Below are 25986 nucleotides of genomic sequence, written 5' to 3'. Positions count from 1 at the left end.
TACATGAGTTTACTTTGGATCATCTTAGGATTGATGCTTTTGGTTGTAGGAGGTGAGTTTTTAGTTCGGTCTTCAGTCGCTTTATCTTTTAAGTTAAACATTTCTAAAATGGTTATAGGTATGACAGTTGTGAGTTTTGCAACGTCTGCTCCAGAACTTTTAGTAAGCTTAAATGCTGCATTAACTGGTTCTCCAGCTATTGCTTTAAATAATGTAATAGGTTCAAACATTGCCAATATAGGACTAGTTTTAGGTATTACAGCTTTTGTAAGTTCTATAGCTGTAGATAAAAGTTTCTATAAACTCAATTGGCCAGTAATGATGCTGTTTTCAATTGCATTATATTACTTTTTGAGTAACGACAATAAGCTCTCGAAAATTGAAGGAGGCATTTTGTTTGGCTCGTTAATCTTGTTTTTGATAGTATTAATAAAGGTTGCCAAAAAAGAAAAAATATTAGAACAAGTTGATGATAGTCTGGCAATAGTTTCAAATTTTAAAATTTTTATTTGGTTGCTTATTGGTGGTGTTGCATTGTACTTTGGTTCAGTATGGTTGGTTGATGGTGCAAAAGAATTGGCTACTGCTCTCGGAGTTAGCGACGCTGTAATTGCTGCGACGGTTATTGCTATTGGTACTAGTGTACCAGAATTAGCAGCTTCCATTATTGCAGCTGTAAAAAAAGAAAAAGCCTTGTCTCTTGGGAATTTAATTGGATCCAATATTTTTAATATCGGCTCTGTATTGGGTTTAACTTCAATTATAAAAACTATCGAAGTAACGGATTCCTCTATCTTATCTCGTGATATTTTTTGGATGTTAGCTTTTTCTGCAGTATTAATTCCATTAATAATTATACCAAAGCGATTTAATATATCAAGGTATAAAGGCTTGCTATTAATCATTGCTTATGGATTGTTTATCTTTTTTGCTTTTAAATCTTAAACTAAAAAAAAACGCCTTCTTGTAAATTAAGAAGACGTTTTTGAATAAAATGTATTGTATGATTTAGCTAATATTAGCTGATTTCACTGTCTTAATAATTCGACCAGCAATTTTATATGGATCAGCATTTGAAGCTGGACGACGGTCTTCTAACCAACCTTTCCAGCCTTTCTCTACAGTAATAATAGGAATTCTAATAGAAGCGCCTCTATCTGAAATACCATAAGAGAAATCTGATACATGGGCAGTTTCGTGTAAACCTGTTAAGCGTTCATCATTAAACTCACCATATATATCCATGTGTTCTTCTACTACAGGTCTGAAGGCTTCACATATTTTCTCATAAGTTTCTTGAGAACCACAAGTTCTTAAAGTTGTATTTGAAAAATTTGCATGCATACCTGAACCGTTCCAATCTCCTTTTACAGGTTTTGGGTGATATTCAATATAGTAGCCATATTTCTCAGTCAAACGATCTAATAAATAGCGAGAGATCCAAATTTCGTCTCCTGCTATTTTTGCGCCTTGAGCGAATAATTGATATTCCCATTGTCCAGGAGCAACCTCTTGGTTAATACCTTCAAAGTTCAATCCAGCAGCAATGCACAAATCGGCATGTTCCTCAACAAAATCTCTTCCCCAAGTATAGCGTCCACCAACTGAGCAATAGTATTTTCCTTGTGGTCCAGGAAACCCACCTCTTGGAAACCCTAGAGGTAAATCTGTTTTAGCATCCATTAAGAAGTATTCTTGTTCAAAGCCAAACCAAAAATCGTTATCATCATCATCAATAGCTGCTCTAGCGTTTGATGAATGTGGAGTTCCGTCTGCGCTTAAAACTTCTGCCATTATTAAAAACCCATCCTTTCTTACAGGATCTGGATAAATTGCTACTGGTTTTAATAAACAGTCAGAAGCTCCTCCAGATGCTTGTTCAGTTGATGATCCATCAAAAGACCAAATAGGACAATCTTCTAATTTACCACTAAAGTCTTGTTCTACTTTAGTTTTGCTTCTCATATTTTGAGTTGGCTTATGTCCATCTAACCAAATGTACTCTAACTTAGATTTGCTCATGCTTAATTTATTTTAAAAATTTAAAGGACAAATGTAAATATTTTATACTTAGGTCAAAAAAAATAGGGGTATTTTTAGGTAAAATGTTATTAACAACTGATTAACCCCTATTTTTTTAGGGGTTTGTTCTTTATTATTTTAAATATTAGCTATTTTTGCCCTATAATTTATAATATACTTGATATGTCCACTTTAAGATTCCATGCTTTAAAAGAGGTGTTTAACCATAAGCCAGTTAAGATTGAAGAGAATGTTAGACGTTCAGAAATTTTTGGAGCTAATGTTTTTAATGAATCAACAATGCGTCAGTATTTGACAAATGAGGCTTTCGAAAGCGTTATGAATGCCGTTAGTAAAGGTTCTAAAATTGATAGAACTGTTGCAGACCATATATCTAGTGGTATGAAAGAATGGGCAATTTCTAAAGGAGCTACTCATTATACGCATTGGTTTCAGCCATTAACAGGAGCAACTGCTGAAAAACATGATGCCTTTTTTGAAACTATTGGAAATGGTTTGGCTATCGAAAAATTTGAAGGCGGACAATTAGTTCAGCAAGAACCTGATGCTTCAAGTTTCCCAAATGGTGGAATAAGAAATACATTTGAAGCGAGAGGATATACAGCTTGGGATCCTACATCTCCAGCTTTTGTATATGGAACGACTTTATGTATTCCAACAGTATTTGTGTCTTATACTGGTGAGGCCTTAGATTATAAAACACCTTTGTTGAGAGCGCTTCATGCGGTAGATAATGCTGCTGTATCTGTTTGTAAATATTTTGATAAGAATGTAAAAAAAGTAAATGCTTCATTAGGTTGGGAACAAGAATATTTTTTAATAGATAGTGGATTGGCAATGTCAAGACCAGATATTACATTAACAGGTAGAACTCTTCTCGGACATTCTCCAGCTAAAGGACAGCAATTAGACGATCATTATTTTGGAACCATTCCGAATAGAGCAATGGCTTACATGCGTGATTTGGAAACCGAATGTATGTTATTAGGAATTCCCGTAAAAACAAGACATAATGAAGTTGCTCCAAATCAATTTGAATTAGCTCCAATTTATGAGGAAGCCAATTTGGCCGTGGATCATAATTCACTTTTGATGGATGTGATGGATAAAGTTGCCGAGCGTCATAGCTTTAAAGTCTTATTTCACGAAAAGCCATTTGCAGGTGTAAACGGTTCTGGGAAACATAATAACTGGAGTTTGAGTACAGATACTGGAGTTAATTTGTTGAGTCCAGGAAAAACACCAATGAGTAATCTTCAGTTTTTAACCTTTTTCATAAACACAATAAAAGCGGTTTATGATAACGAGGAATTATTAAGAGCTGCGATTGCTTCAGCAAGTAATGATCATCGATTAGGTGCAAATGAAGCGCCTCCAGCAATTATTTCTGTGTTTATAGGAGCCCAACTAACTCATACCTTAAATGAGTTAGAAAATGTTACGACTGGTAAACTGTCGCCTCAAGAAAAAACAGATTTAAAACTAAATGTTGTTGGTAAAATACCAGATGTGTTATTAGATAATACTGACAGAAATCGAACTTCTCCTTTTGCATTTACAGGAAATAAATTTGAATTTAGAGCTGTAGGTTCGACTGCAAATTGTGCATATCCAATGACAGTTCTAAATACAATTGTTGCAAAACAATTAGTTGATTTTAAAGAAGAAGTTGAAGGCTTAATCTCTAAAAAAGACATGAAGAAAGATGATGCGATATTTAATGTGCTTAGAGAATATATTAAAAAATCGAAGCACATTCTTTTTGAAGGAAACGGGTATTCTGAAGCTTGGGAAAAAGAAGCTAAAAAGAGAGGTTTAAGTAATAATAAAACAACACCTGAAGCATTAAAAGCTAAAGTATCTAAGAAAGCAATTCGTCTGTTTGAAGAGATGAACGTTATGAACAAAATTGAATCTGAAGCTCGTTATGAAATTGAGGTTGAAGAATACGTATTGAGAATTCAAATAGAAGGACGCGTCTTAGGCGATATTGCTAGAAACCATGTAGTGCCAACAGCAGTCCGTTATCAGAATGTTTTAATTGATAATGTAAAAGGACTTAAAGAGATTTACGGAGCGTCATTTAAAAAATTAGCTAAAGAGCAACTCAAGCTTATTGAGGAAATTTCTAGTCATATTGAAGGTATCAATTCTAAAGTTACTAAAATGACTGAAGAACGAAAAAAAGCAAATGCCATTGATAATATAGAAAATAAAGCCAGTGCTTATTGCGAAATAGTAAAACCACTATTTGAAGATATCAGGTATCATTGTGATAAATTAGAGCTGTTAGTCGATGACGAACTTTGGCCATTAACGAAGTATAGAGAACTTCTTTTTACAAAATAAAAATCAGCTTTGGTGCGAAAATAATGCAAGTATTATTGATTCAAATTCAATGGAAATCAATTGATTAATTAGAATAAACAACTGTTAAAAATAACCTTTAAGACAATGCATAACCATTGTTTTGAAGGTTTTTTCATGTTAAAATTATTGGATTATGTACGTATTTCTACCCTAATTGTAGGAAAAAAGTGGTAGTTCAACGACTTATTTTCACAACTAATCGAAAAAATTGTTAACAACTCAAACCTAGCTACATAATTCATTAAGTTTGTCATGCTATTAATCAATTTTTGTAAAAATGAAGAAGTTACTACTTAGTGTAGCTGCTTTAATGTTTGCTACGCTGCTATTCTCTCAAGATGATTCTTCGGATGTCAATGAGAGTCTTACACAAGATGAGGTCGTTAAGACTGAATTAAGTTTGCAGGCAGAATCGTAAACACTTTATCAGTTACAAAAGAAACAGTCAGATAAATTTAATTTATCGACTTGAAAGACAAGCGGAATATAAATATTTCGTTTGTCTTTTTTTTATGCGCATAGGTGAAATTTGAAAAAAGCTAACCTATTGATAATTAATTTTTTATATTACAATCCGATTTTCCCCTAAATCGTGAACTTAAATTCTATTTTGTTATTGATTAATATGTTTAATTAATATTAAAATTGATGATAGCACAACCATTTTATATTAAAACAATAGCATTGCTATGTTTAATTCTTATGCCCTTAAAGGCGTTAGCTCAAGAGACAACTTCAGAAACATCTTCAGAAGAGACTAGTGAAACTAAGATTAAGGACAATTTCAGAACCGAATTTTATGACTTAAGAGGCGCAAACGTATTTGACGTGGCCATTGGGACTTCAGTTATTAATGGAGATTTTGTAGATCCTATGTTTGAGATTTATACTCATTTGGGTTACAAAAGACATATCACTCCGCATTTTGGAATCGATATTGGATATCATAAATTTAATTTGGCGTATATCGATGTTTATAATGAAGGTTTTATGTCATTCGACATCAATCTTGAATTGACCGTTCTACCTCATAATAGATTTTCGCCTTTTGTTTTTGCAGGAGCTGGTTTAAATGCGTCTAACCACTTTAGAGAAACGGCGAATAAGTTTCAAGGTGGAGGTGGAGTTGAGTATATCGCATCTGATACAATCGGTATTAAACTTTACACAGACTATAACTATGTTTTAAGTGATGAGTTAGATGGTCTTGAAGCTGGAGATTCTGATGATACTTATTTCAGAATGGCTTTAGGTGTTAATTTCTATTTTGGTGGTTCAAAAATGAGATCTAAAAAACTAAAAGAACAAGCTACTGTAATTGATTCTAATCTTTTAAATGATGAATATTACATTAAAAAATAGATAACAATTGTTACTTTTGTGGTCTAATTTTAGGTTATGAGTCAAGACATAAGTAAACGCTACGCACAACGTGGTGTTTCTGCATCAAAAGAAGATGTTCACAATGCCATTAAAAATATCGATAAAGGATTATTTCCTAAGGCATTCTGTAAAATTGTACCAGATTATTTAACTAATGATGAAGACTACTGTCTTATCATGCACGCTGATGGTGCTGGAACAAAATCGTCTTTGGCATACATGTATTGGAAAGAAACTGGAGATATTTCAGTTTGGAAAGGTATTGCGCAAGATGCACTCATTATGAATATTGACGATTTGTTATGTGTTGGTGCAACAGATAATATCATGCTGTCTTCTACTATTGGTCGTAATAAAAACCTAATTACAGGTGATGTACTTTCTGCTATTATTAATGGAACTGAAGAACTTATCCAAGATTTAAAATCCTTTGGTGTTACTATTCATTCTACAGGAGGCGAAACTGCAGATGTTGGAGATTTAGTAAGAACTATAATCGTAGATTCTACAGTTACTGCTCGAATGAAACGAAGTGATGTAATTGATAATGCTAATATTAAACCTGGTGATGTTATAGTAGGATTAGAAAGTTTCGGACAAGCAACTTACGAAACTGAATATAATGGAGGAATGGGAAGTAACGGCTTAACATCTGCTCGTCATGACGTGTTTCATAAATATTTAGCTGAAAAGTATCCTGAAAGTTTTGATGCTTCTGTTCCTGAAGATTTAGTGTATTCTGGACAAACGAAATTAACTGATGCTGTTCAAGATTCACCTATTGATGCTGGTAAATTGGTATTGTCACCAACGCGAACTTATGCGCCAATTATAAAAGCAATACTTTCAAAATATACAAGTGATAGCCTTCACGGAATGGTGCATTGCTCTGGAGGAGCACAAACCAAGATTCTTCATTTTATTGATAATTTGCATATTGTAAAAGAGAACATGTTTCCAATTCCACCTTTGTTTAAATTAATTCAAGAGCAATCTAAAACCGATTGGAAAGAAATGTATCAGGTGTTTAATTGTGGACATCGTATGGAATTATATGTGTCTCCTGAAATTGCTGAAGATATCATTGCCATTTCTAACTCGTTTAATGTGAATGCTCAAGTTATTGGTCGTGTAGAAGCTTCAGAATCTAAAAAATTGACGATTACAAGCGAATTTGGAGTGTTTGAGTATTAGATAAACCCTTTGATTAGGAGTAAAAATACGCAAGTTACAAAGCTGTCAAATACAAAAATCACACTGAAGAATTTTAAGTTAGATACACCTCGTATTTTGTAAAAGCGAAGTCGTTGTCGCATTTTTCTGTCGTTCAATGTAAACCACAACACAAAAATCAAACATAACTTAGTGCTGAGCGCTAGAATTAATTCTGGATTTATAACCGTTATGGTTAGAGTGACCAGAAACGACCAAAAAGCCATTGACCTATAATAGTTTAGTATGGCTGTAAATTGCTTTCCCATATCACATATAACGTCAAAACTTAAAAAAATATTTTTCTGAGTTGTTAACAATTAATCAACTACTTAAAATCCATAAAATATTGTATTTTTGAAACACAATTTTAAGAGATAGATGTTAGAGAAATTACAGATCATAAAACAACGCTTTGATGAGGTGAGTGATTTAATCATTCAACCTGATATTATTACAGATCAAAAGCGCTATGTTCAACTTAATAAAGAGTATAAAGACTTACGTTTGTTAATGGACAAACGAGAATTGTATCTTGAGTTTACTGATAATCTTAAAGAAGCTGAAGAAATTATTGCAGATGGCAGTGATGCCGAAATGGTTGAAATGGCTAAAATGCAATACGATGAAGCTAAAGAAGGAATCCCGAAGCTAGAGGACGACATTAAATTCTTATTAATTCCGAAAGATCCAGAAGATTCTAAAAATGCTGTTGTTGAATTACGTGCTGGAACAGGTGGTGATGAAGCAAGTATTTTTGCAGGTGATTTATTCAGAATGTATACGAAATATTGTGAAGGCAGAGGCTGGAAAGTTGATGTGGTAGATTACAGTGAAGGAACTAATGGTGGATTTAAAGAAATTCAGTTTGAAGTTAATGGTGATGATGTCTATGGAACCTTAAAGTTTGAAGCTGGTGTGCATCGTGTACAACGTGTGCCACAAACTGAAACTCAAGGTCGTGTGCATACAAGTGCTGCAACCTGTATGGTATTTCCAGAAGCGGAAGAGTTTGATGTAGAAATTAATCCTAAAGACGTAAGAGTTGACTTTTTCTGTTCTTCAGGTCCAGGAGGTCAGTCGGTAAACACGACGTATTCTGCAGTGCGTTTAACGCATGAGCCAACAGGATTGGTTGCTCAATGTCAAGATCAAAAATCTCAACATAAGAATAAAGAGAAAGCATTTAAAGTATTGCGTTCTCGTTTATATGAAATGGAATTGGCTAAAAAGAATGCGGCAGATGCTGAAAAGAGAGGTAGCATGGTGAGTTCAGGAGATAGAAGTGCTAAGATTAGAACATATAACTATTCTCAAGGTCGTGTTACTGATCACAGAATTGGTTTGACATTATACGATTTATCAAATATCGTAAATGGAGATATTCAAAAAATAATTGACGAATTACAACTTGCTGAAAACACGGAAAAACTAAAAGCAAGCGACGAACATATTTAATACTAAGCCTCTTTTTGAGGCTTTTTTTATATCATGACAACACAACAACTCACCGAACAAATTCAAAAAAAGAAATCCTTTCTTTGTATAGGATTGGATGTCGACCTCAATAAAATTCCGAAGCATTTATTGGATGAAGAAGATCCTATCTTCGCTTTTAATAAAGCCATAATCGATGCAACACATCATTTGTGTGTGGCTTATAAACCCAACACAGCGTTTTATGAAGCTTACGGATTAAAAGGCTGGAAAGCCTTAGAGAAAACCATTATGTATCTTAATGTGAAACATCCAGAAATCTTTACGATTGCAGATGCGAAACGTGGTGATATTGGTAATACGAGTCGTATGTACGCCAAAGCCTTTCTTGAAGATTTAGCTTTTGATAGTGTGACTGTTGCGCCTTATATGGGAAAAGATTCTGTTGAACCGTTTCTAGAAGTCAAAGACAAGCATACCATTTTATTAGCATTAACGTCTAATGCTGGAGCTTTCGATTTTCAAACCAAAGACATTCAAGGTGAAGAATTGTATAAACACGTTTTAGAAACTTCTAAAAATTGGAAGAATTCAGAAAACTTAATGTATGTAGTAGGCGCTACTAAAGCGGAATATTTTGCTGACATTAGAAAAATAATTCCAGAAGCATTTCTATTAGTTCCTGGAGTTGGAGCTCAAGGCGGAAACTTACAAGACGTTTGTAAATACGGAATGACACCAAATGTTGGTTTATTAGTCAATTCGTCTAGAGGAATTATTTATGCTTCCGATGGAAAGGATTATGCTCAAGCTGCAGCTCAAAAAGCGGAAGCTTTACAGAAAGATATGGCTCAAGAATTGAAATGATAATTATTCATAAGTTGTTCAAAAAATCACAATTCTTAAATAGCCATTCTAAAATCAATTATTACTTTTGCACATGCAACACAACAAAGTCCTTATTTTAGATTTCGGTTCGCAATACACACAGCTAATAGCGCGTCGTGTAAGAGAGTTAAATATCTACTGCGAAATTCATCCATATAACAAGATTCCTAGTGATTCTGAGACCTTTAAAGCTGTTATTCTATCTGGTAGCCCTAACTCTGTAAGAGGAGAAGCCGTTCTACATCCAGATTTAGCAGGTATTCGTGGTGAAAAACCAATGCTTGCCGTTTGTTATGGTGCTCAGTATTTAGCACATTTTTCAGGTGGAGTAGTTGCAGAATCTAATACAAGAGAATATGGAAGAGCCAATTTAGGTTTTGTAAAACCTAATGAAGATTTCTTTGAGAATATCCACGAAGGCAGCCAAGTTTGGATGAGCCATAGTGATACAATAAAACAATTACCAACTGGAGGCGTTTTATTAGCAAGCACTAGTGATGTAGAAAATGCAGCTTATAAAATTGAAGGAGAAGATACATACGCAATACAATTTCATCCAGAAGTATATCATACAACTGATGGTCACCAATTATTAAGTAATTTCTTAATTAAAATTGCTAAAGTTGAGCAAGATTGGACGCCTCAATCGTTTGTTGAAGAATCTGTTGATGCACTTAAAGCACAAATAGGAAATGATAAAGTAGTTTTAGGTTTATCAGGAGGAGTAGATTCTTCAGTAGCTGCTATGTTATTGCATAAAGCCATAGGTGAAAACTTATATTGCATTTTTGTAAATAACGGATTACTGCGTAAAAATGAATTCGAAGATGTATTACATCAATACAAAGGAATGGGATTCAATGTAAAAGGTGTTGATGCTTCGGCACGCTTTTTGGATGCTTTGGCTGGTAAGAGCGATCCTGAAGAAAAACGAAAAGCGATAGGTCGTGTGTTCATTGAAGTTTTTGATGATGAAGCACATCGTATACAAGATGTGAAATGGTTAGCACAAGGAACCATTTATCCAGATATTATCGAAAGTGTTTCGGCAACAGGAGGTCCAAGTGCAACAATAAAAAGTCATCATAATGTTGGAGGATTACCTGACTTTATGAAACTTAAAATAGTTGAACCACTAAAAGCTTTATTTAAAGATGAGGTGAGACGTGTTGGTGCATCTATGAATATGGATTCACAATTATTAGGTCGTCATCCATTTCCTGGTCCAGGACTAGCAATTCGAATTCTTGGAGATATAACTTCAGAGAAAGTACGTATATTACAAGAGGTAGATGCTGTTTTTATTAATAACTTGAGATCTTGGAATTTATACGATAAAGTTTGGCAAGCAGGAGCAATGTTATTGCCTGTGAATAGTGTAGGAGTAATGGGAGATGAGAGAACCTACGAAAAATGTGTCGCTTTAAGGGCTGTTGAAAGTACAGACGGAATGACAGCAGATTGGGTAAATCTTCCATATGAATTTTTACAAAAAACCTCTAACGAGATAATAAATAAGGTGAAAGGCGTTAATAGAGTAGTATACGATATTAGTTCAAAACCACCAGCAACTATTGAATGGGAATAAATTTGTGACTTATGGACGGAATTTGTTTCAAAAGTAAAAGCATTCGGTACATAAAATATTTTTTTTGAATGAAAAAACTCTTAATCATCATTGTTATTTTGTTTTGCAGTTTTACTGCAATGGCTCAAGATTACAAAACGCACAAAGTCCTAAAAGGCGAAACTATTGAAGAAATAGCGAAGCAATATTTGGTGACACCTTTTGATATTTTTGCTCTAAATCCTGATGCGAAAAAAGGATTAGAGCCAGATATGGTTTTGATTATTCCATCGTCACGAGTAAAAAACGAAGACATTCCAACAGAAACAAAAGAACTTATTGGATACAAAACGCATAAAGTGAGACGTAAGGAAACGCTATTCAGTATTTCTCAAAAATATGCTATTGAAGTTGAGGATATCAAGAAATACAATACAACGCTCTATTCAAAGAATTTGAGAAAAGGCGACAGACTTAAGATTCCTCGTTATAAGACTATTGTCAATAAAGTAAGCTTAAACAATACGATAAAAAAGTATGTTGTTGCCCCTAAAGAAGGCAAATGGAGAGTGGCTTATAAATTCGGAATTACAGTTCCAGACTTGGAAGCTTTAAATCCGAATATGAATGACGTATTGCAACCAGGTGACGAACTTAACGTGCCAAATATTAGCAATAACGAAGAGAAAACTGTCGAAGAAGAATTCAATTATTATACGGTTTTAAAGAGTGAAGGTTTCATGGCTTTAAATCGTAAATTAGGTGTAACTCAAGAAGGATTAGAAGCCTTAAACCCTGAACTTAAAGAAGGTGGTTTGAAACTAGGAATGGTTTTAAAAGTGCCTGGAAATATTGAAACAGCTAACGATGTTAGAGATGTTGAGAGTACAAACTTATCTGCAAATCTAAAAAACTTAAGTTCTAAGCGCATCGCATTAATGTTGCCTTTTAGCTTAAATAAGGTAGATGTCGATTCTGTTCAAGAAGCTAAAAAGATGATTCGTACAAATGGCTTATTATCTGTGTCCTTAGATTTTCATGCAGGTGTATTGATGGCTTTAGATTCGGCAAAACAATTAGGGATTTCTACGAACCTGAAAGTAATTGATACTAGAAATCAGATTTCAGAAATTACTAAGATATTAGAAGCTAACGATTTTTCAGAGTATGATGCCGTTATTGGTCCACTAATGCCTGGTAATTTGGATCGCGTGGCATCAAAACTGAAACGTGATAATGTGCCTGTAGTGTCACCTTTAACAATGCCGACAAACTTATATGATAATGTGTTTCAAACCGTTCCAACAAGTGAATTGTTAGAGCAATCGATTATTAATTTTGTAAAGAGTGATTCTCTGCCTAAGCATATGGTGATCATTTCAGATTCGAAAAACAAAACTATAAGTGATAGGTTGAAAGCTGAATTTCCTTCAGCGAAACAAATTTTGTCTAGAAAGAATAAAAAAGGACGTGAAGCTTATTTTATTTACCAAACTGATTTAGAAAATGTGTTTAAGCCAGGAACAAACATTGTGTTTTTAGAAACCGATAATGAAGGTTTTGCTTCAAATGTGATTAGTATGATTAATGGTTTAAATTTGGATGATCAGGAAATCATTTTAATGACGACTAATAAAAATAAAGCTTTTGAAGGTAAAGAGATTTCTAACTACCATTTGTCTAATTTGAAATTTCATTATCCTTCAGTAAATAAAACGATTGCTGTGGCATCGAGAAATAGCTTTGTTAAAAAATACATGAATACCTACAATGTAAGTCCTAATAAATATGCAGTTCGTGGTTTCGATTTAACCTTAGACTTGTTATTGCGTTTGGCTTCGGAAGATGATTTATACAAAGCCTCGTCAAGCGAAATTGAAACTGAGTATGTCGAGAACAAATTCAGATACTCAAAAAAGATGTTTGGTGGTTATTACAACGAAGCAGTTTACATCGTAAAGTATGATAACTTAACTATTGTTGAAGCAAAACTATGACCTCGAAAGTAACGTATTTAGGCGATTTAAGAACCGAAAGCACACATCTCAAATCTGAAGATTCCTTCTTTACAGATGCACCAACAGACAATAATGGCAAAGGGGAAGCGTTCTCACCTACAGATACTGTAGCTACAGGATTAGCCAGTTGTATGATTACCGTTATGGGAATCAAAGCACGCGATATGGGAGTTGACATGACTGGAACCACAGCACATGTTGCTAAAACAATGGCGAGCGAACCAAGACGGATTTCGAAAATTGAAGTGGTTTTAGAGTTTCCTTTTGAAGCTGATGACAAAACCCGTAAGATTTTAGAACGTATTGCAAATACCTGTCCTGTTCATTACAGTTTACATCCTGATATCGAAAAAGATATCACGTTTAACTGGAACTAATGATAACTAGATTTTTTTTAATTCTTGTAGTGTTTCTAAACAGCTCAGTAATTGATGGTGAAACCATTGAATGGAATGACGCCAAAAAATTATCATGGGCAGATTTTAAAGGACCAAAACAAACCGAATCTGATGCTGCAGCAGTGACAGCTTCCGGAATAACATTTACGTATTCTGTAAGAAAAACAGATAATCGCATTACTGATTTTGATGCACAAGCCGAAGCGTATTTTTACACAGAAGATTCATGGTATATTGAAGACAGATGTAATGATCATATATTGGCGCATGAGCAACTTCATTTTGATATTACCGAATTACACGTACGTATCTTTCGATATCGATTGGCACGATTACAAGTTTCTCAAAACATAAAAGCGCAATTAAACACACTTCATAAAGCAGTGAATAAAGAACTGGCAGACATGCAAAGTCAATATGATACACAGAGCCAGAATTCTATTAATAAAGAAGAGCAAGCCAAATGGGCTGCTTATGTGACTGAAAATTTAAAGAAGTTTGAAGCTTACAAATCTCAGCAATAATAGTGATCCAACCAGACCCTCAATTTTTAATAAAACTCGCACATACCAAAATGCCTTATGGTAAATACGAAGGTAGATACCTCATTGACTTGCCAGAATATTATGTCGTTTGGTACCACAACAAAGGTTTCCCAAAAGGAAAATTAGGTGATATGTTGACCCAAGTGTATGAACTCAAATTAAATGGATTGGAGCATCTCATTAGAGATATTCAGAAGCGATATCCTAGATAGGATGTTATAGTAAAAGACTTAGGTTTTATTTTCCCAAGGAATCTCTTTGAGATCACTTTTTACTCCTAAAAAAGCTAGAATTCTTGTTAAGGTGTCTTTGTCTTTTAGATTCACAACAAGCAACTGTCCTGGTTTATCCTTGAAATAAGCAATAACATCATCGTTATGATCAATATATTGCTGTTTTACAATGGCCTCGTTATAAATATCGTCTTCAGGAGTGTTGTAAAGCATTCTGTTCACGTCCCACATCCAACCTTTATAAATATAGTCTGCGTTTTGTAAATCTTCTTTTGTTGGAATGTTTCCATTTCCAAATAATTTAGCATGAAAAGAGGTAAGTGATTTATACCATGCCTCTGGTGAATCTCTAACCGTTAATATGAACTTGCTATTCGGGAAATGTTTATCAAGTACCTTATACGTGTTTGGCAAACTAAAAGGAATGTCTTGAAACGCAACACCTTTGTATTTGACGTCATTAAGTATTTCTGTATAGTTATTGTTATACCAATCGTTTACAAGGAACTCAAAAGGTTCTTGACGTCCAACAGCTAAACCAACTTCTTCGAAAATTTTAGCCACACTAGTTGTTCCCGTTTTATTGTTGCCAATACAAAACACTTTATCTGCTTTCGCATATTTAAAACCCCTTATTTTAGCTTTAATTTTCTTAAACATGATGTATGGTATGTTTTCGTTGAAATATGTTCAGTTGAAATTGATCATATCTGTTGTCACACAAAGTTCGTCTTTTTTTTTAATAAAATCAATACGGAGTTCTATGAACCTGTTGTAAAAATTTCATGGTTTTTTAATTCTAAAATGCTTCAACTGAATTTTAACTATTAAACCTTAAACAATACCCAAATAACTAGTTTTATTTTGTAATTTTGCCTGCGTTTAACAGCGCAACATGACAACTACTAAATACATCTTTGTAACTGGAGGAGTAACCTCTTCACTTGGAAAAGGCATCATTGCTGCTTCTTTAGCAAAATTGCTCCAAGCACAAGGTTACAGGACGACCATTCAAAAATTAGACCCTTACATTAACGTAGATCCAGGAACCTTAAACCCTTACGAGCATGGCGAATGCTATGTCACAGATGATGGTGCAGAAACCGATTTAGACCTCGGTCACTACGAACGTTTTTTAAACGTGCCTACAAGTCAGTCTAATAATGTAACGACTGGTCGCATCTACCAAAGCGTGATTCAAAAAGAACGTCGCGGTGAGTTTTTGGGTAAAACAGTACAGGTGATTCCTCATATTACAGACGAGATTAAACATCGTGTGCAAATCTTAGGACAAACGGGAGATTACGATATCGTAATTACCGAAATTGGTGGAACTGTTGGTGATATTGAATCATTGCCTTATGTAGAAGCTGTACGTCAGTTAAAATGGGAATTAGGAGAAAATAACGCAATTGTTATTCATTTAACCTTAGTGCCATATTTATCTGCTGCTGGAGAATTAAAAACAAAACCAACACAACACAGTGTAAAAACCTTGATGGAAAGTGGAGTGATGGCAGATATTTTGGTCTGCCGTACAGAACATGAATTACCAATAGAGTTACGCGTAAAATTGGCTAAGTTTTGTAACGTACGTCAAGAAGCTGTGATACAATCTATTGATGCGTCAACCATTTACGATGTACCAAATTTAATGCTAGACGAAGGTTTAGATAAAGTGGTATTGAAAAAATTAGCTCTTGATAGTAAGAAGCCTGACTTAACCATATGGAACCAGTTTTTATCACGTCATAAAAATCCAAAAGGGGAAGTGACTATAGGATTAATTGGTAAGTATGTAGAACTTCAAGATTCGTACAAATCTATTTTAGAATCTTTTATTCATGCAGGTGCAGAAAATGAAGTTAAAGTAAAAGTAGAATCGATACATTCTGAATCTCTAACTGAAGCTAGTGCCTCTAAATTATTGAAACATTTAGATGCCGTACTTGTGGCTCCAGGTTTTGGAGAGCGTGGCATTGAAGGTAAAATTGAAGCTGTAAGATATGTACGTGAAAACAATATTCCGTTTTTAGGAATTTGTTTAGGTATGCAAATGGCAGTCATTGAATATGCTAGAAATGTACTAAAATTAGCCGATGCAAATTCTACTGAAATGGATGAGAACACACCAAATCCTGTAATTGATTTGATGGAATCTCAAAAAGCAATTACAGATAAAGGTGGAACCATGCGTCTTGGTGCTTGGGATTGTACTTTAGTTGACGGAAGCATTGCTAAAGAAGTGTATCAATCATCTAACATTGAAGAGCGTCACAGACATCGCTACGAATTTAATAATATTTATAAGCAACAAATTGAAGATGCTGGTATGAAAGCTACAGGTTTTAATCCAGAAACAGGATTGGTAGAAATTGTAGAAATCCCTAGTCATAATTGGTTTGTTGGAGTACAATATCACCCAGAATACAAAAGTACAGTTGCGAATCCGCATCCACTGTTTGTAGCTTTTGTAAAAGCAGCCTTAAATTTCAAAACCGATAAAAATAGTGTCAGTATGGCACAAAACTAATATTGGACAGCTTTTTGTTATCTCAAAGCGTCCTCTTCTTTTAAAGGAGACTCTAATCAATACAAATGGAAGAAAAAAAATTTGACTTAAAGTCCATCATAGGATTCGTTCTTATATTCGGAATCTTGTTATTCATGATGTGGAAAAATCAGCCAACACCTGAAGAAATTGCTGAAAAAGAAAAGCAAGAACAAGTAGAAGCAGAGAAAAAAGCAGCAGTTGAAAAAACTACTGAAGATGCTGTTGTGACTACAGCTGCAGATTATTCTAATAATTCTGCAAACGATTCACTTCAGTTAGTAGGCTTAAAAAGTAAGTTAGGTGCTTTTGCCTATTCTTCTACATTGCCATCTGCAACAGATGCGCATACAACTGTTCAGACAGATGTTCTTGATTTAAAATTCAGTAATAAAGGTGGGTTTCTTTCAGAAGTAAGATTGAGCAGCTTTGTCGATTACGATTCTGTACCTATTCATTTAATAAAAGATGGTAATCAAGATTTCAACATTACGTTTCCAACAGCAGATAACAGAATCTTAAATACTAAAGATTTGTATTTCCAACCTTCTGTGTCTATGAATGGAGAGAATACCATAGTGTCTATGAAGTTAAAATCTTCAGAAAACAAGTATTTAGAATACCGTTATGAGTTGAAACCTGGTGAATATATGGTTGATTTTTCAATTGTATCTAAAGGGTTAAACAATGTGGTTAATAGTTCTCAAGAAATCAATTTAGATTGGAGATTAAAGACCTATCGTCATGATGAAAGTATTACTTATGAAAATCGTTACACACGATTAACCTACATGCATGAAGGTGATAAGATTAGTAAGTTAGCACAAGCTGGTGAAGATGAAGAGATCATTGAAGATGCAAGATGGTTATCATACAGACAACACTTTTTTAGTTCAATTTTAGTTGCAGATCAACCCTTTACAAAAGCTACCATTTCATCTAACGATTTAGTTGCAGATGAGGCTATAGACACCGTATTTACAAAACAGTTTGCTTCAAAATTGCCTTTAGCATTTAATGGAGGAGAAGCAGACAACAATTTTAAATTGTATTTCGGACCAACAGATAGTAAGATTCTTAAGCAATATGAACATAGTTTAGAAGAGAGTATCCCATTTGGTTGGGGAATTTTTGGATGGATCAATAAGCACTTGTTTATTCCGCTATTCGGATTTTTAAGTGGGTTTTTACCTTATGGTATTGCTATTATAGTAATGACGGTTTTAATCAAATTGATGATGTCGTTTGTGCAATACAAGCAATTCTTGTCACAAGCTAAGATGCGTGTTTTAAAACCAGAATTGGATGCGATTAAGGAAAAGCACAAAGACAACAAAATGAAGGCGCAACAGGAAACAATGGCTCTTCAGAACAAAGCAGGCGCAAGTCCGTTAGCTGGATGTTTGCCAGGATTAATTCAATTGCCAGTATTCTATGCATTATTCATGTTTTTCCCAACAGCATTCGCTTTAAGACAAAAGAGTTTCCTTTGGGCAGATGATTTATCATCTTTTGATTCTATTTACGATTTCCCTAATGGATTTAGTATTCCTATGTATGGAGATCACGTGAGTTTATTTCCAATTTTGGCTGCTATCGCAATTTTCTTTTACATGAAAATGACTACTGGTCAACAAATGGCATCACAACCTACTCAAGAAGGTATGCCTGATATGGGCAAAATGATGAAGTATATGATTTACTTCTCACCAATCTTAATGTTAGTATTCTTTAATCAGTATGCATCAGGATTGAGTTTGTATTACTTTATTTCTAACCTTATTAGTATTGGAATTATGTTAGTGATTAAGAATTACATTTTAGATGAAGATAAGATTCATGCTCAAATGCAAGAGAATAAGAAAAAGCCTAAAAAACAGAACAAGTTTCAGAAAAAAATGGCTGATATGATGGTTCAAGCAGAAGAACAAAAACAAGCACAACAAAGAGGTAAAAAGTAAGTGTTAGTTTAGTTAATAATAAAAAAGCCTATGGAATTATCCAGAGGCTTTTTTATTCGCTTATTCTAAAGCAATAAAAAAGAGCTCCTAGACGTTCTAGAAGCTCTTTCAACCAACCAATCAATCAGGTCAAATTAATCTACTATTAATCAATTTGAAATGAATATTTTTATGGACGTATTACTCTGTCTACAACGTGTACAACACCATTCGTAGCTTGAATGTCTGTAAGTGCAGCAATAATTCCAATCTCTCTCATTAAAGCATCCGTAAGTGTTAATGTGTTTACATCTAAAGATAAATCTCCTCCTAATGTAGGAACAGTTCCCATTAGACTTGGTAAATCAGCAGCGCGAACATTTCCACTAACAACATGTACTAGTAAAACAGCATCAACTGTTGCAGGATCTAAATCACCTAGAGCTGTATTTCCTGAAGGATCTAACTCTAATAATAAATCAGCAAAAGCATCATTTGTTGGAGCAAATACTGTAAAAGGTCCAGCAGCAACATCAGAAACTGTATTAATCCATGGTACTGTTGGTGAACCTGTATCAGCTAATTGTAAAGCAGCAACTAAGTTTCCTAAAGCAGCATTTGTAGTTGCAAAAGTTGCAATTGTAGGTAAGTCAATAACATTATCTACAACGTGAATCACACCATTAGTACCAATCACATCAGTAACAACTACCATAGAAGATCCATTGAGCATAACGCTACCATCGTCACCAACATTAACGTATAAACTTAAGTTGTCACCATCAGCATTTGCAGCACCAGTACTTACATAACTTGTTGATAAACCTTCCGCTAAAGCTGTAGTGCCTATAAGTACATGGTTTAAAAGAATATCTGATAAACCGTTACTGTTAGGGTTTGTAAAATCAGCAAAAGCATCGTTTGTTGGAGCAAATACTGTAAATGGACCAGCTCCTTGTAATGTAGTTACTAAGTTTTCAGATGATAACGCTCCAGTTAATGAAGTGAAATTGTCATTGTTTAATGCATGGTCAACAATGTCTGGTAAACCTATTACAGCATCAACAATATGAACTGTACCATTAGAAGCACTAACATCAGCTCCTCCATCTATTACAGAAGATGAATTATTAAATCGTACGCCATTTGACGTGTCATAATAAATACTTAGGTTTTCGTTTCCTGCTCCATCAGCATTTGTTCTTGTGTAACCGCTTCCTAATCCTGCTAAAGTAGTTGATGTTATATTGGCAGAAATAACATGGTTTAATAATACTTGAGCTAAAACGTCTGTTGGTACGTCACTTAATTGAGCGAATCCATTTGAACTTAAGAATGTCGCAAAAGCATCATTTGTTGGAGCTAATACTGTAAAAGGACCATTTCCTTTAAGTACACTTACTAAATCTCCATCTGCAGCTTGTAAAGCGGCTACTAAACTAGATAGTTCAGGCGTCGCAATTGCAGTTTCCACAATGTCTAATTGTTGCGGCAAGGTAATTGAATCATTATCATCGTCGCTGCTACATGCTTGAAAAGCAAAGACGAATAATAATAAAGGCAAAATTTTAAATGTTTTTGAAATAATTTTCATTTTTTTGAGTTTTTGTTGTTTAACTTTATTCTATCAAATCAATCTGTTTAACAAAACTACGAAATGATTAAACAAAATATTATGAATCGCTTATTTTTTATGTTTATTTTAACAATGATAAGTCTTGGTGCTTTTGCTCAAAACACTGTAAATCAGTTTGATGAGGCAGGGAATCGCCATGGCGTATGGAAAAAGTATTTTGATAAAACTGATCAATTACGGTATGAAGGTAAGTTTGATCATGGTAAAGAAATGGACACGTTTAAGTTTTATACCTTAAATAAAAAGAAAAGTGTTTTGAGTGCTATTAAAGTCTTCAATCCTAATAATAGCATGGCTTCTGTTAAATTTATCTCATCAAAAGGAAAGCCGATTAGTGAAGGAACTATGAATGGAAGACTATATACTGGGAAGTGGACCTATTACCATAATAATTCTGCTGCAGTTATGTCTACCGAATCTTATGATGATAATGGTAATTTAGTAGGTGACAAGGTTGTATACTATAAAAATGGTCAGATCGCTGAAACTTCAATTTACAAGGACGGAAAGTTAGAAGGTGAATCTAAATGGTATTCAGAAAAAGGAATATTGCTAAAAGAATTCTTATATAAAAATGATGAACTTCATGGTTTGGCAAAATACTATGATGGTGATGGAATTATGTTAGCCGAAGGCGAATACCAACATGGACGCAAACACAAAACCTGGAACTATTATGAAGGTGGAAAACTCAAAAAATCAACAGATCATACCCGACGAAGTAATAATCCAAAAAAGCAATAGTTAAAAGTTATTTACTATATAGTCATATACAATAGCAACGGTGTTTACGTTGCTATTTTTATTTCTTAATTTTGCAGAATGAAAAGAGTTATTGTCGGACTTTCCGGAGGTGTAGATTCAAGCGTTGCTGCTTACTTATTAAAAGAGCAAGGTTATGAAGTAATTGGCTTGTTTATGAAAAACTGGCATGACGATTCTGTGACTATTTCTGATGAATGTCCTTGGTTAGATGATAGCAATGATGCCATGTTAGTTGCTGATAAGTTAGGCATTCCTTTCCAAACAGTAGATTTGAGTGTGCAATATAAAGATCGTATTGTCGACTATATGTTTGACGAATATAAAAAAGGAAGAACACCAAATCCTGATGTGCTTTGTAATCGAGAAATCAAATTTGATGTGTTCATGAAAATAGCACTTGATCTTGGAGCAGATTATGTAGCTACAGGTCATTACTGTAGAAAAGGGATACTTGAAAAAGACGGAAAAGAAGTTTATCAGCTTTTAGCTGGCGCAGATACTAATAAAGACCAATCTTACTTTTTATGTCAATTGTCTCAAAAGCAATTAGCAAAAGCTCTATTCCCAATTGGAGAATTGACAAAACCCGAAGTTCGAGAGATTGCAACAAAACTTGATTTGGTAACCGCAGATAAGAAAGATTCTCAAGGCCTATGTTTTATTGGGAAAGTGAGATTGCCTGAGTTTCTTCAACAAAAATTAAAACCTAAAGAAGGGGTTATTGTTGAAATACCTAAAGAGCAAGAGCTATATCAAATTAAAGCACCAGCATTTGATTCAAAAGAACAGGAACTAGAATATTTAACTCAAAAAAAAGAATATTCAGTTTCAGATGGACAAATAGTAGGGAAACATCAAGGCGCACATTATTTCACAAAAGGACAACGTAAAGGATTGGCAGTAGGAGGAACTGTAGAGCCATTGTTTGTTATAGATACTGACGTAGATGAAAATGTAATTTATACAGGTCAAGGTAAAAGTCATCCAGGATTACTTAAAACGGCTTTATTCGTGACTAATGAAGAATTGCATTGGGTACGCGAAGATTTAGCTTTAGCTAATGGTGAATCAATGTCTGTAAAAGCCAGAATTCGTTATCGTCAAACTCTTGAAAATGCAACGATTTACAAGATGAATAATGGTCTTTTTGTAGAGTTTGAAAATCTACAATCCGCTATTACCGAAGGACAGTTTGTTGCGTGGTATTTAGATGACGAATTAGTAGGTTCGGGAGTTATTTCTTAAATTGCAGTAAAAAATTACCCAAATAATTGCAAGATGAAAAAACTATTACTCATAGGCTTTATGCTTTTTCAGTACATGTCTTTTGCACAAGAACATGCTTGGGTTTATCTTACAGATAAAGAAAATGTAGCTACTTCAATAGCTAACCCAATCTCAATTTTAACTCAAAACGCAATAGAAAGAAAGGCTACTCACAGTATTCCTATTGATGAGCGTGACGTTCCTGTTAACGAAAATTATATTTCACAACTTAAAGTTCAAACTGGAATTACGGTTATGGCGAAATCAAAATGGTTCAATGCTGTTTACGTTATAGGTTTAGAAACTGATAATATTAGTGTTCTTGCAGATTTAGATTTTGTTGCATCTATTGATTTTGCTGACAAAAGCCTCAATTCCGAATCCAGAGTAGCATTGAGTAATAATAAATTTGAGATTGAAGAAAGTTTGATCGATTTCGAATACGGAAGTGCTCTAAACCAAGTAGAAATGATAGGTGTAGATCATTTACATGTATCAGATTATACTGGAGAAGGCATTGTAATAGCAGTATTAGATGCTGGATTTCCAAATGTGAATACCATGGATGCCTTTCAACGTTTACGTGATAATGATGATTTATTAGGAGGTTATGACTTTGTTGATCGTAACGATGATGTATTTGAATTTACTGGCAATGAACATGGAACAAGAGTATTGAGTGATATGGCTGGTTTTATTCAAGATGAATTTGTTGGGACAGCTCCAGATGCTTCATATTATTTATTTAGGACTGAAGACTCTGCTGGTGAAATGCCAGTTGAAGAAAGTTATTGGGTTGAAGCTGCCGAGCGTGCAGACAGTCTAGGTGTTCATATTATTAATTCGTCTTTAGGTTATCGCGTTTTTGAAAATGAGAATTATAGTTACACTCCAAGTGATATGGATGGTAATACTGCTTTTATTACAAAAGGCGCAAATATTGCAAATGAAAAAGGAATCCTAGTTGTAAACTCAGCTGGAAATTCAGGTGGTAATGAGTGGCAAATTGTTGGAGCACCAGCTGATGCATCAGGTGTTTTTAGTATTGGAGCTGTCGATTTTGAAGGTAATTATGCGCCATTTAGCTCTCAAGGAAATGCATCGCAACCTACTCAAAAACCAGATGTAGTAGCTCGAGGAGCGGCTGCAGCAGTTGTTAATTCAAGTAATGTTATCATAAATAATAGCGGAACATCTTTTAGTTCTCCAATTATGGCTGGAGCAATTGCTTCGTTGTGGCAAGCATTGCCAGATGCTACCAATGAAGAAATTAAGCAATTCGTGAGGATGTCTGCATCACAATTTAATACGCCAGACTTCTTTTTAGGTTTTGGAATTCCAAATTTTGAATTGGCCTTAGAAATTGGTTTGTCACTTGCGGAAGAAGAATTTGTGCGCTTTAAAGTCTTTCCAAACCCAGTAAGTAATATCCTTAATATTCAAATTCCGACTAGTGCAGAACCAACGAACTTGAAAATATACAATGTTTTAGGGAAACTAGTTTTAGAAAAAAACATTATTCAATCTGAAACCAAATTAGATTTGTCTTTAATGGCTTCAGGTGTTTACATGATGTCTTTTGAATCTAATAAAGGTTCTAAAACATTCAAACTTATAAAATCTTAAATGGTAAATAAAATCACTGAGCTTTTCAATATTAAATATCCAATAATCCAAGCTGGAATGATTTGGAATAGTGGTTGGAAATTAGCTTCGGCTGCAAGTAATGCTGGTGCACTTGGTTTAATTGGTGCAGGCTCCATGTATCCAGATGTGCTACGAGAACATATCCAAAAATGTAAAAAAGCGACTAACAAGCCGTTTGGTGTTAATGTCCCAATGCTATATCCAAACATTGTGGAGATAATGAATATTATCGTTGAAGAGGATGTGAAAATTGTGTTTACTTCGGCTGGAAACCCGAAAACATGGACATCTTGGTTGAAAGAAAGAGGTATTACCGTTGTTCATGTCGTTAGTAGTGTGAAATTTGCTCTCAAAGCTCAAGAAGCTGGTGTAGATGCTGTTGTTGCTGAAGGATTTGAAGCAGGAGGTCATAATGGTCGCGAAGAAAGCACAACATTGACTTTAATTCCAATGGTAAAAGAGCAATTGAGTATTCCGTTAATTGCTGCAGGTGGAATTGCAACAGGAAGTACAATGTTTGCGGTTATGATATTAGGTGCTGATGCAGTGCAAGTTGGTAGTAGATTTGTTGCTAGCGAAGAAGCATCTTCGCATCAAGCATTCAAAAATGTTGTTGTTGATGCTAAAGAAGGTGATACACAACTCACATTAAAAGAATTGGCTCCAGTTAGACTTATAAAAAACAAGTTTTTCAATGAGCTTCAAGAAATTTATAAAAAAGGCCCTACAGTTGAAGAGTTAAAAACCCATCTTGGTAGAGCAAGAGCAAAACGCGGAATGTTTGAAGGAGATCTTGATGATGGCGAGTTAGAAATCGGACAAATTGCTGGGTTGATTCATGATATAAAGCCTGCTGCTCAAATCGTTAGCGATATGATTTCAGAATTTAACGAAGCACAACAAAAAGCTATTCTTCCATTTTATTGAAAACTGTTATATTTGAAAAGCATAATCGACTAATTCCCTTACAAATTCATGAGTTCTAAGTTTCATGTTTTAATACCAGATGGCAATAGCACTTGGGCTCTAACCGTTATGAATTGTTTGTCTCAGAATTCTGATTACAAATTTTTTGTGTTATCTGACAAGAAAAGAACTGCTACAAAGTATTCTAAGTATACATCGTATTATAAATTTTATAAAAAGACCTCTAATAAAGAATGGTTGGAGATAATCTCTAAGGAAGTCAAAGACCAGAACATTTCAATTATTATTCCCATTGCAGAAGATGCTATTGGATTTTTTATTAATAATTCGCATGATTTACCAAATTCAGTAAAAGTAATACCACTACCTGAAATCGGTAATTTTGAAATTGCCATTAATAAACACAAGCTTAGTCGTTTTTTGAATGAGCATAAATTACCACATCCCAAGTATAAACATTTCAGTAGTTTTGAGTCGTATTCTAATGAGGAATTTGACTTGCAATTTCCCGTTTTAATAAAACCTTTGGATGAAAAAGGAGGTTATGGAATAGTGAAGTTTAAAGGTGAGAAAGAACTAGATAAGTATTTAAATAAGCATTCAGACTTTAGTGAATTATTCATTCAGGAATACATTGAAGGGTACGATATAGATTGTAGTGTACTTTGTTTAAATGGAAAAATTCTCACGCATACTATCCAAAAAGGAAAATTACAAGGTCATAATTCTTTTGCTCCACAATTAAGCTTTGATTTTTTAAGGAATGATGCATTATTAGATTTAGTTGCTAAACTCATGGAAGCACTACATTGGTCTGGCGTTGCTCATATTGATTTACGTTATGATGAAAATAGAAATGATTATAAAATCATTGAAATAAACGCTCGTTTTTGGGGAAGCGTTGAAGGTTCTAGATTTGCTGGAATCAACTTCCCTGAGTTAGCTGTTCAATTGGCTATGAATAATGCAATTGAAAACACACAATATAAAGAGATTGAGTATATGCGTTTAAAAGGTGTGTTAAAGTCTATCAAAAGAAAACCTTCATTTCTATTTAAAAAGAATTTCCTCGTTAATAATTCTGAAGCTATGTCTTTCATTAAAGATCCAATTCCAACATTCTATAGATTTATAGAATGGGTAGAAAGACGCATATAACG

Annotated in this window: 22 protein-coding genes; 19 read left to right on the top strand and 3 right to left on the bottom strand. The window is 34.2% G+C overall.

The window, feature by feature from the left end:
• Positions 1-3 precede the first annotated feature (3 nt).
• On the top strand, positions 4-945 hold the full coding sequence (locus RH81_RS01670; RefSeq protein ID WP_033956655.1) for a calcium/sodium antiporter: 942 nt from the start codon (positions 4-6) through the stop codon (positions 943-945).
• Between the two features lie 63 nt (positions 946-1008).
• On the opposite strand, the gene RH81_RS01665 is transcribed toward RH81_RS01670, so the two are convergent.
• Positions 1009-2022 (bottom strand): glutamine synthetase beta-grasp domain-containing protein, encoded by a 1014-nt coding sequence (locus tag RH81_RS01665; protein ID WP_033956654.1) that lies wholly within the window; start codon positions 2020-2022, stop codon positions 1009-1011.
• Positions 2023-2205: 183 nt separating this feature from the next.
• On the opposite strand from RH81_RS01665, the gene RH81_RS01660 reads away from it, so the two are divergent.
• From RH81_RS01660 to RH81_RS01615, 11 genes are all read left to right on the top strand, one after another.
• Complete coding sequence (locus RH81_RS01660; protein ID WP_033956647.1) at positions 2206-4392, top strand: glutamine synthetase III family protein; 2187 nt, start codon at positions 2206-2208, stop codon at positions 4390-4392.
• Between the two features lie 298 nt (positions 4393-4690).
• Positions 4691-4831, top strand: a complete 141-nt coding sequence (locus tag RH81_RS16970) for a hypothetical protein (protein WP_161791964.1) — start codon at positions 4691-4693, stop codon at positions 4829-4831.
• 230 nt (positions 4832-5061) lie between these two features.
• Entirely contained in the window at positions 5062-5775 is a 714-nt protein-coding gene (locus RH81_RS01655; protein WP_241478945.1) for a porin family protein, read from the top strand.
• 36 nt (positions 5776-5811) lie between these two features.
• Complete coding sequence (locus RH81_RS01650) at positions 5812-6990, top strand: AIR synthase related protein (RefSeq protein WP_033956644.1); 1179 nt, start codon at positions 5812-5814, stop codon at positions 6988-6990.
• Between the two features lie 399 nt (positions 6991-7389).
• A complete protein-coding gene (prfA, locus tag RH81_RS01645; RefSeq protein WP_033956641.1) occupies positions 7390-8466 on the top strand; it encodes a peptide chain release factor 1 in 1077 nt (358 codons plus the stop codon).
• Between the two features lie 33 nt (positions 8467-8499).
• Positions 8500-9312, top strand: coding sequence for an orotidine-5'-phosphate decarboxylase (gene pyrF, locus RH81_RS01640; protein WP_033956639.1), 813 nt, complete (start codon positions 8500-8502; stop codon positions 9310-9312).
• A gap of 73 nt (positions 9313-9385) precedes the next feature.
• Complete coding sequence (gene guaA / locus RH81_RS01635) at positions 9386-10921, top strand: glutamine-hydrolyzing GMP synthase (protein ID WP_033956636.1); 1536 nt, start codon at positions 9386-9388, stop codon at positions 10919-10921.
• 68 nt (positions 10922-10989) lie between these two features.
• Positions 10990-12897: a LysM peptidoglycan-binding domain-containing protein gene (locus RH81_RS01630; RefSeq protein ID WP_033956634.1), complete on the top strand. Its 1908-nt coding sequence runs from the start codon at positions 10990-10992 to the stop codon at positions 12895-12897.
• Positions 12894-13295: an OsmC family protein gene (locus RH81_RS01625; protein WP_033956632.1), complete on the top strand. Its 402-nt coding sequence runs from the start codon at positions 12894-12896 to the stop codon at positions 13293-13295. The genes RH81_RS01630 and RH81_RS01625 overlap by 4 nt, the downstream gene beginning before the upstream one ends.
• Positions 13295-13840 carry a DUF922 domain-containing protein gene (locus RH81_RS01620; RefSeq protein WP_033956631.1) on the top strand — a complete coding sequence of 182 codons (546 nt, stop codon included), beginning with the start codon at positions 13295-13297 and terminating at the stop codon, positions 13838-13840. The genes RH81_RS01625 and RH81_RS01620 overlap by 1 nt, the downstream gene beginning before the upstream one ends.
• Positions 13841-13842: 2 nt before the next feature.
• Positions 13843-14073, top strand: coding sequence for a DUF3820 family protein (locus RH81_RS01615; protein WP_420912071.1), 231 nt, complete (start codon positions 13843-13845; stop codon positions 14071-14073).
• 18 nt (positions 14074-14091) lie between these two features.
• On the opposite strand, the gene RH81_RS01610 is transcribed toward RH81_RS01615, so the two are convergent.
• Positions 14092-14754 (bottom strand): sulfotransferase, encoded by a 663-nt coding sequence (locus tag RH81_RS01610; protein WP_033956629.1) that lies wholly within the window; start codon positions 14752-14754, stop codon positions 14092-14094.
• A gap of 235 nt (positions 14755-14989) precedes the next feature.
• Here RH81_RS01610 and RH81_RS01605 point away from each other — a divergent pair, with 235 nt between their 5' ends.
• Both RH81_RS01605 and yidC read left to right on the top strand, forming a co-directional pair.
• A complete protein-coding gene (locus RH81_RS01605) occupies positions 14990-16627 on the top strand; it encodes a CTP synthase (protein ID WP_033956625.1) in 1638 nt (545 codons plus the stop codon).
• 65 nt (positions 16628-16692) lie between these two features.
• Positions 16693-18606, top strand: coding sequence for a membrane protein insertase YidC (gene yidC / locus RH81_RS01600; protein WP_033956623.1), 1914 nt, complete (start codon positions 16693-16695; stop codon positions 18604-18606).
• A 169-nt stretch (positions 18607-18775) separates the two neighbouring features.
• Here the strand turns inward: yidC and RH81_RS01595 are convergent, their stop codons facing one another.
• Complete coding sequence (locus RH81_RS01595) at positions 18776-20179, bottom strand: fasciclin domain-containing protein (RefSeq protein WP_033956622.1); 1404 nt, start codon at positions 20177-20179, stop codon at positions 18776-18778.
• A gap of 81 nt (positions 20180-20260) precedes the next feature.
• Between RH81_RS01595 and RH81_RS01590 the strand changes: the two genes are divergently transcribed.
• The 5 genes from RH81_RS01590 to RH81_RS01570 all read left to right on the top strand — a co-directional run bounded on the left by RH81_RS01590 (position 20261) and on the right by RH81_RS01570 (position 25984).
• Positions 20261-20965: a toxin-antitoxin system YwqK family antitoxin gene (locus RH81_RS01590; RefSeq protein WP_033956857.1), complete on the top strand. Its 705-nt coding sequence runs from the start codon at positions 20261-20263 to the stop codon at positions 20963-20965.
• A gap of 78 nt (positions 20966-21043) precedes the next feature.
• Entirely contained in the window at positions 21044-22231 is a 1188-nt protein-coding gene (gene mnmA, locus RH81_RS01585) for a tRNA 2-thiouridine(34) synthase MnmA (RefSeq protein WP_033956621.1), read from the top strand.
• 33 nt (positions 22232-22264) lie between these two features.
• Complete coding sequence (locus RH81_RS01580) at positions 22265-23878, top strand: S8 family serine peptidase (protein ID WP_033956617.1); 1614 nt, start codon at positions 22265-22267, stop codon at positions 23876-23878.
• Positions 23879-24826, top strand: coding sequence for an NAD(P)H-dependent flavin oxidoreductase (locus RH81_RS01575; RefSeq protein WP_033956615.1), 948 nt, complete (start codon positions 23879-23881; stop codon positions 24824-24826).
• Positions 24827-24874: 48 nt separating this feature from the next.
• Positions 24875-25984, top strand: a complete 1110-nt coding sequence (locus tag RH81_RS01570; RefSeq protein WP_033956612.1) for an ATP-grasp domain-containing protein — start codon at positions 24875-24877, stop codon at positions 25982-25984.
• The last annotated feature ends 2 nt before the right edge of the window (positions 25985-25986 follow it).

This window comes from Psychroserpens jangbogonensis, assembly GCF_000797465.1.
GTDB lineage: Bacteria > Bacteroidota > Bacteroidia > Flavobacteriales > Flavobacteriaceae > Psychroserpens > Psychroserpens jangbogonensis.
This window is presented reverse-complemented; position numbering and strand designations above follow the sequence as displayed.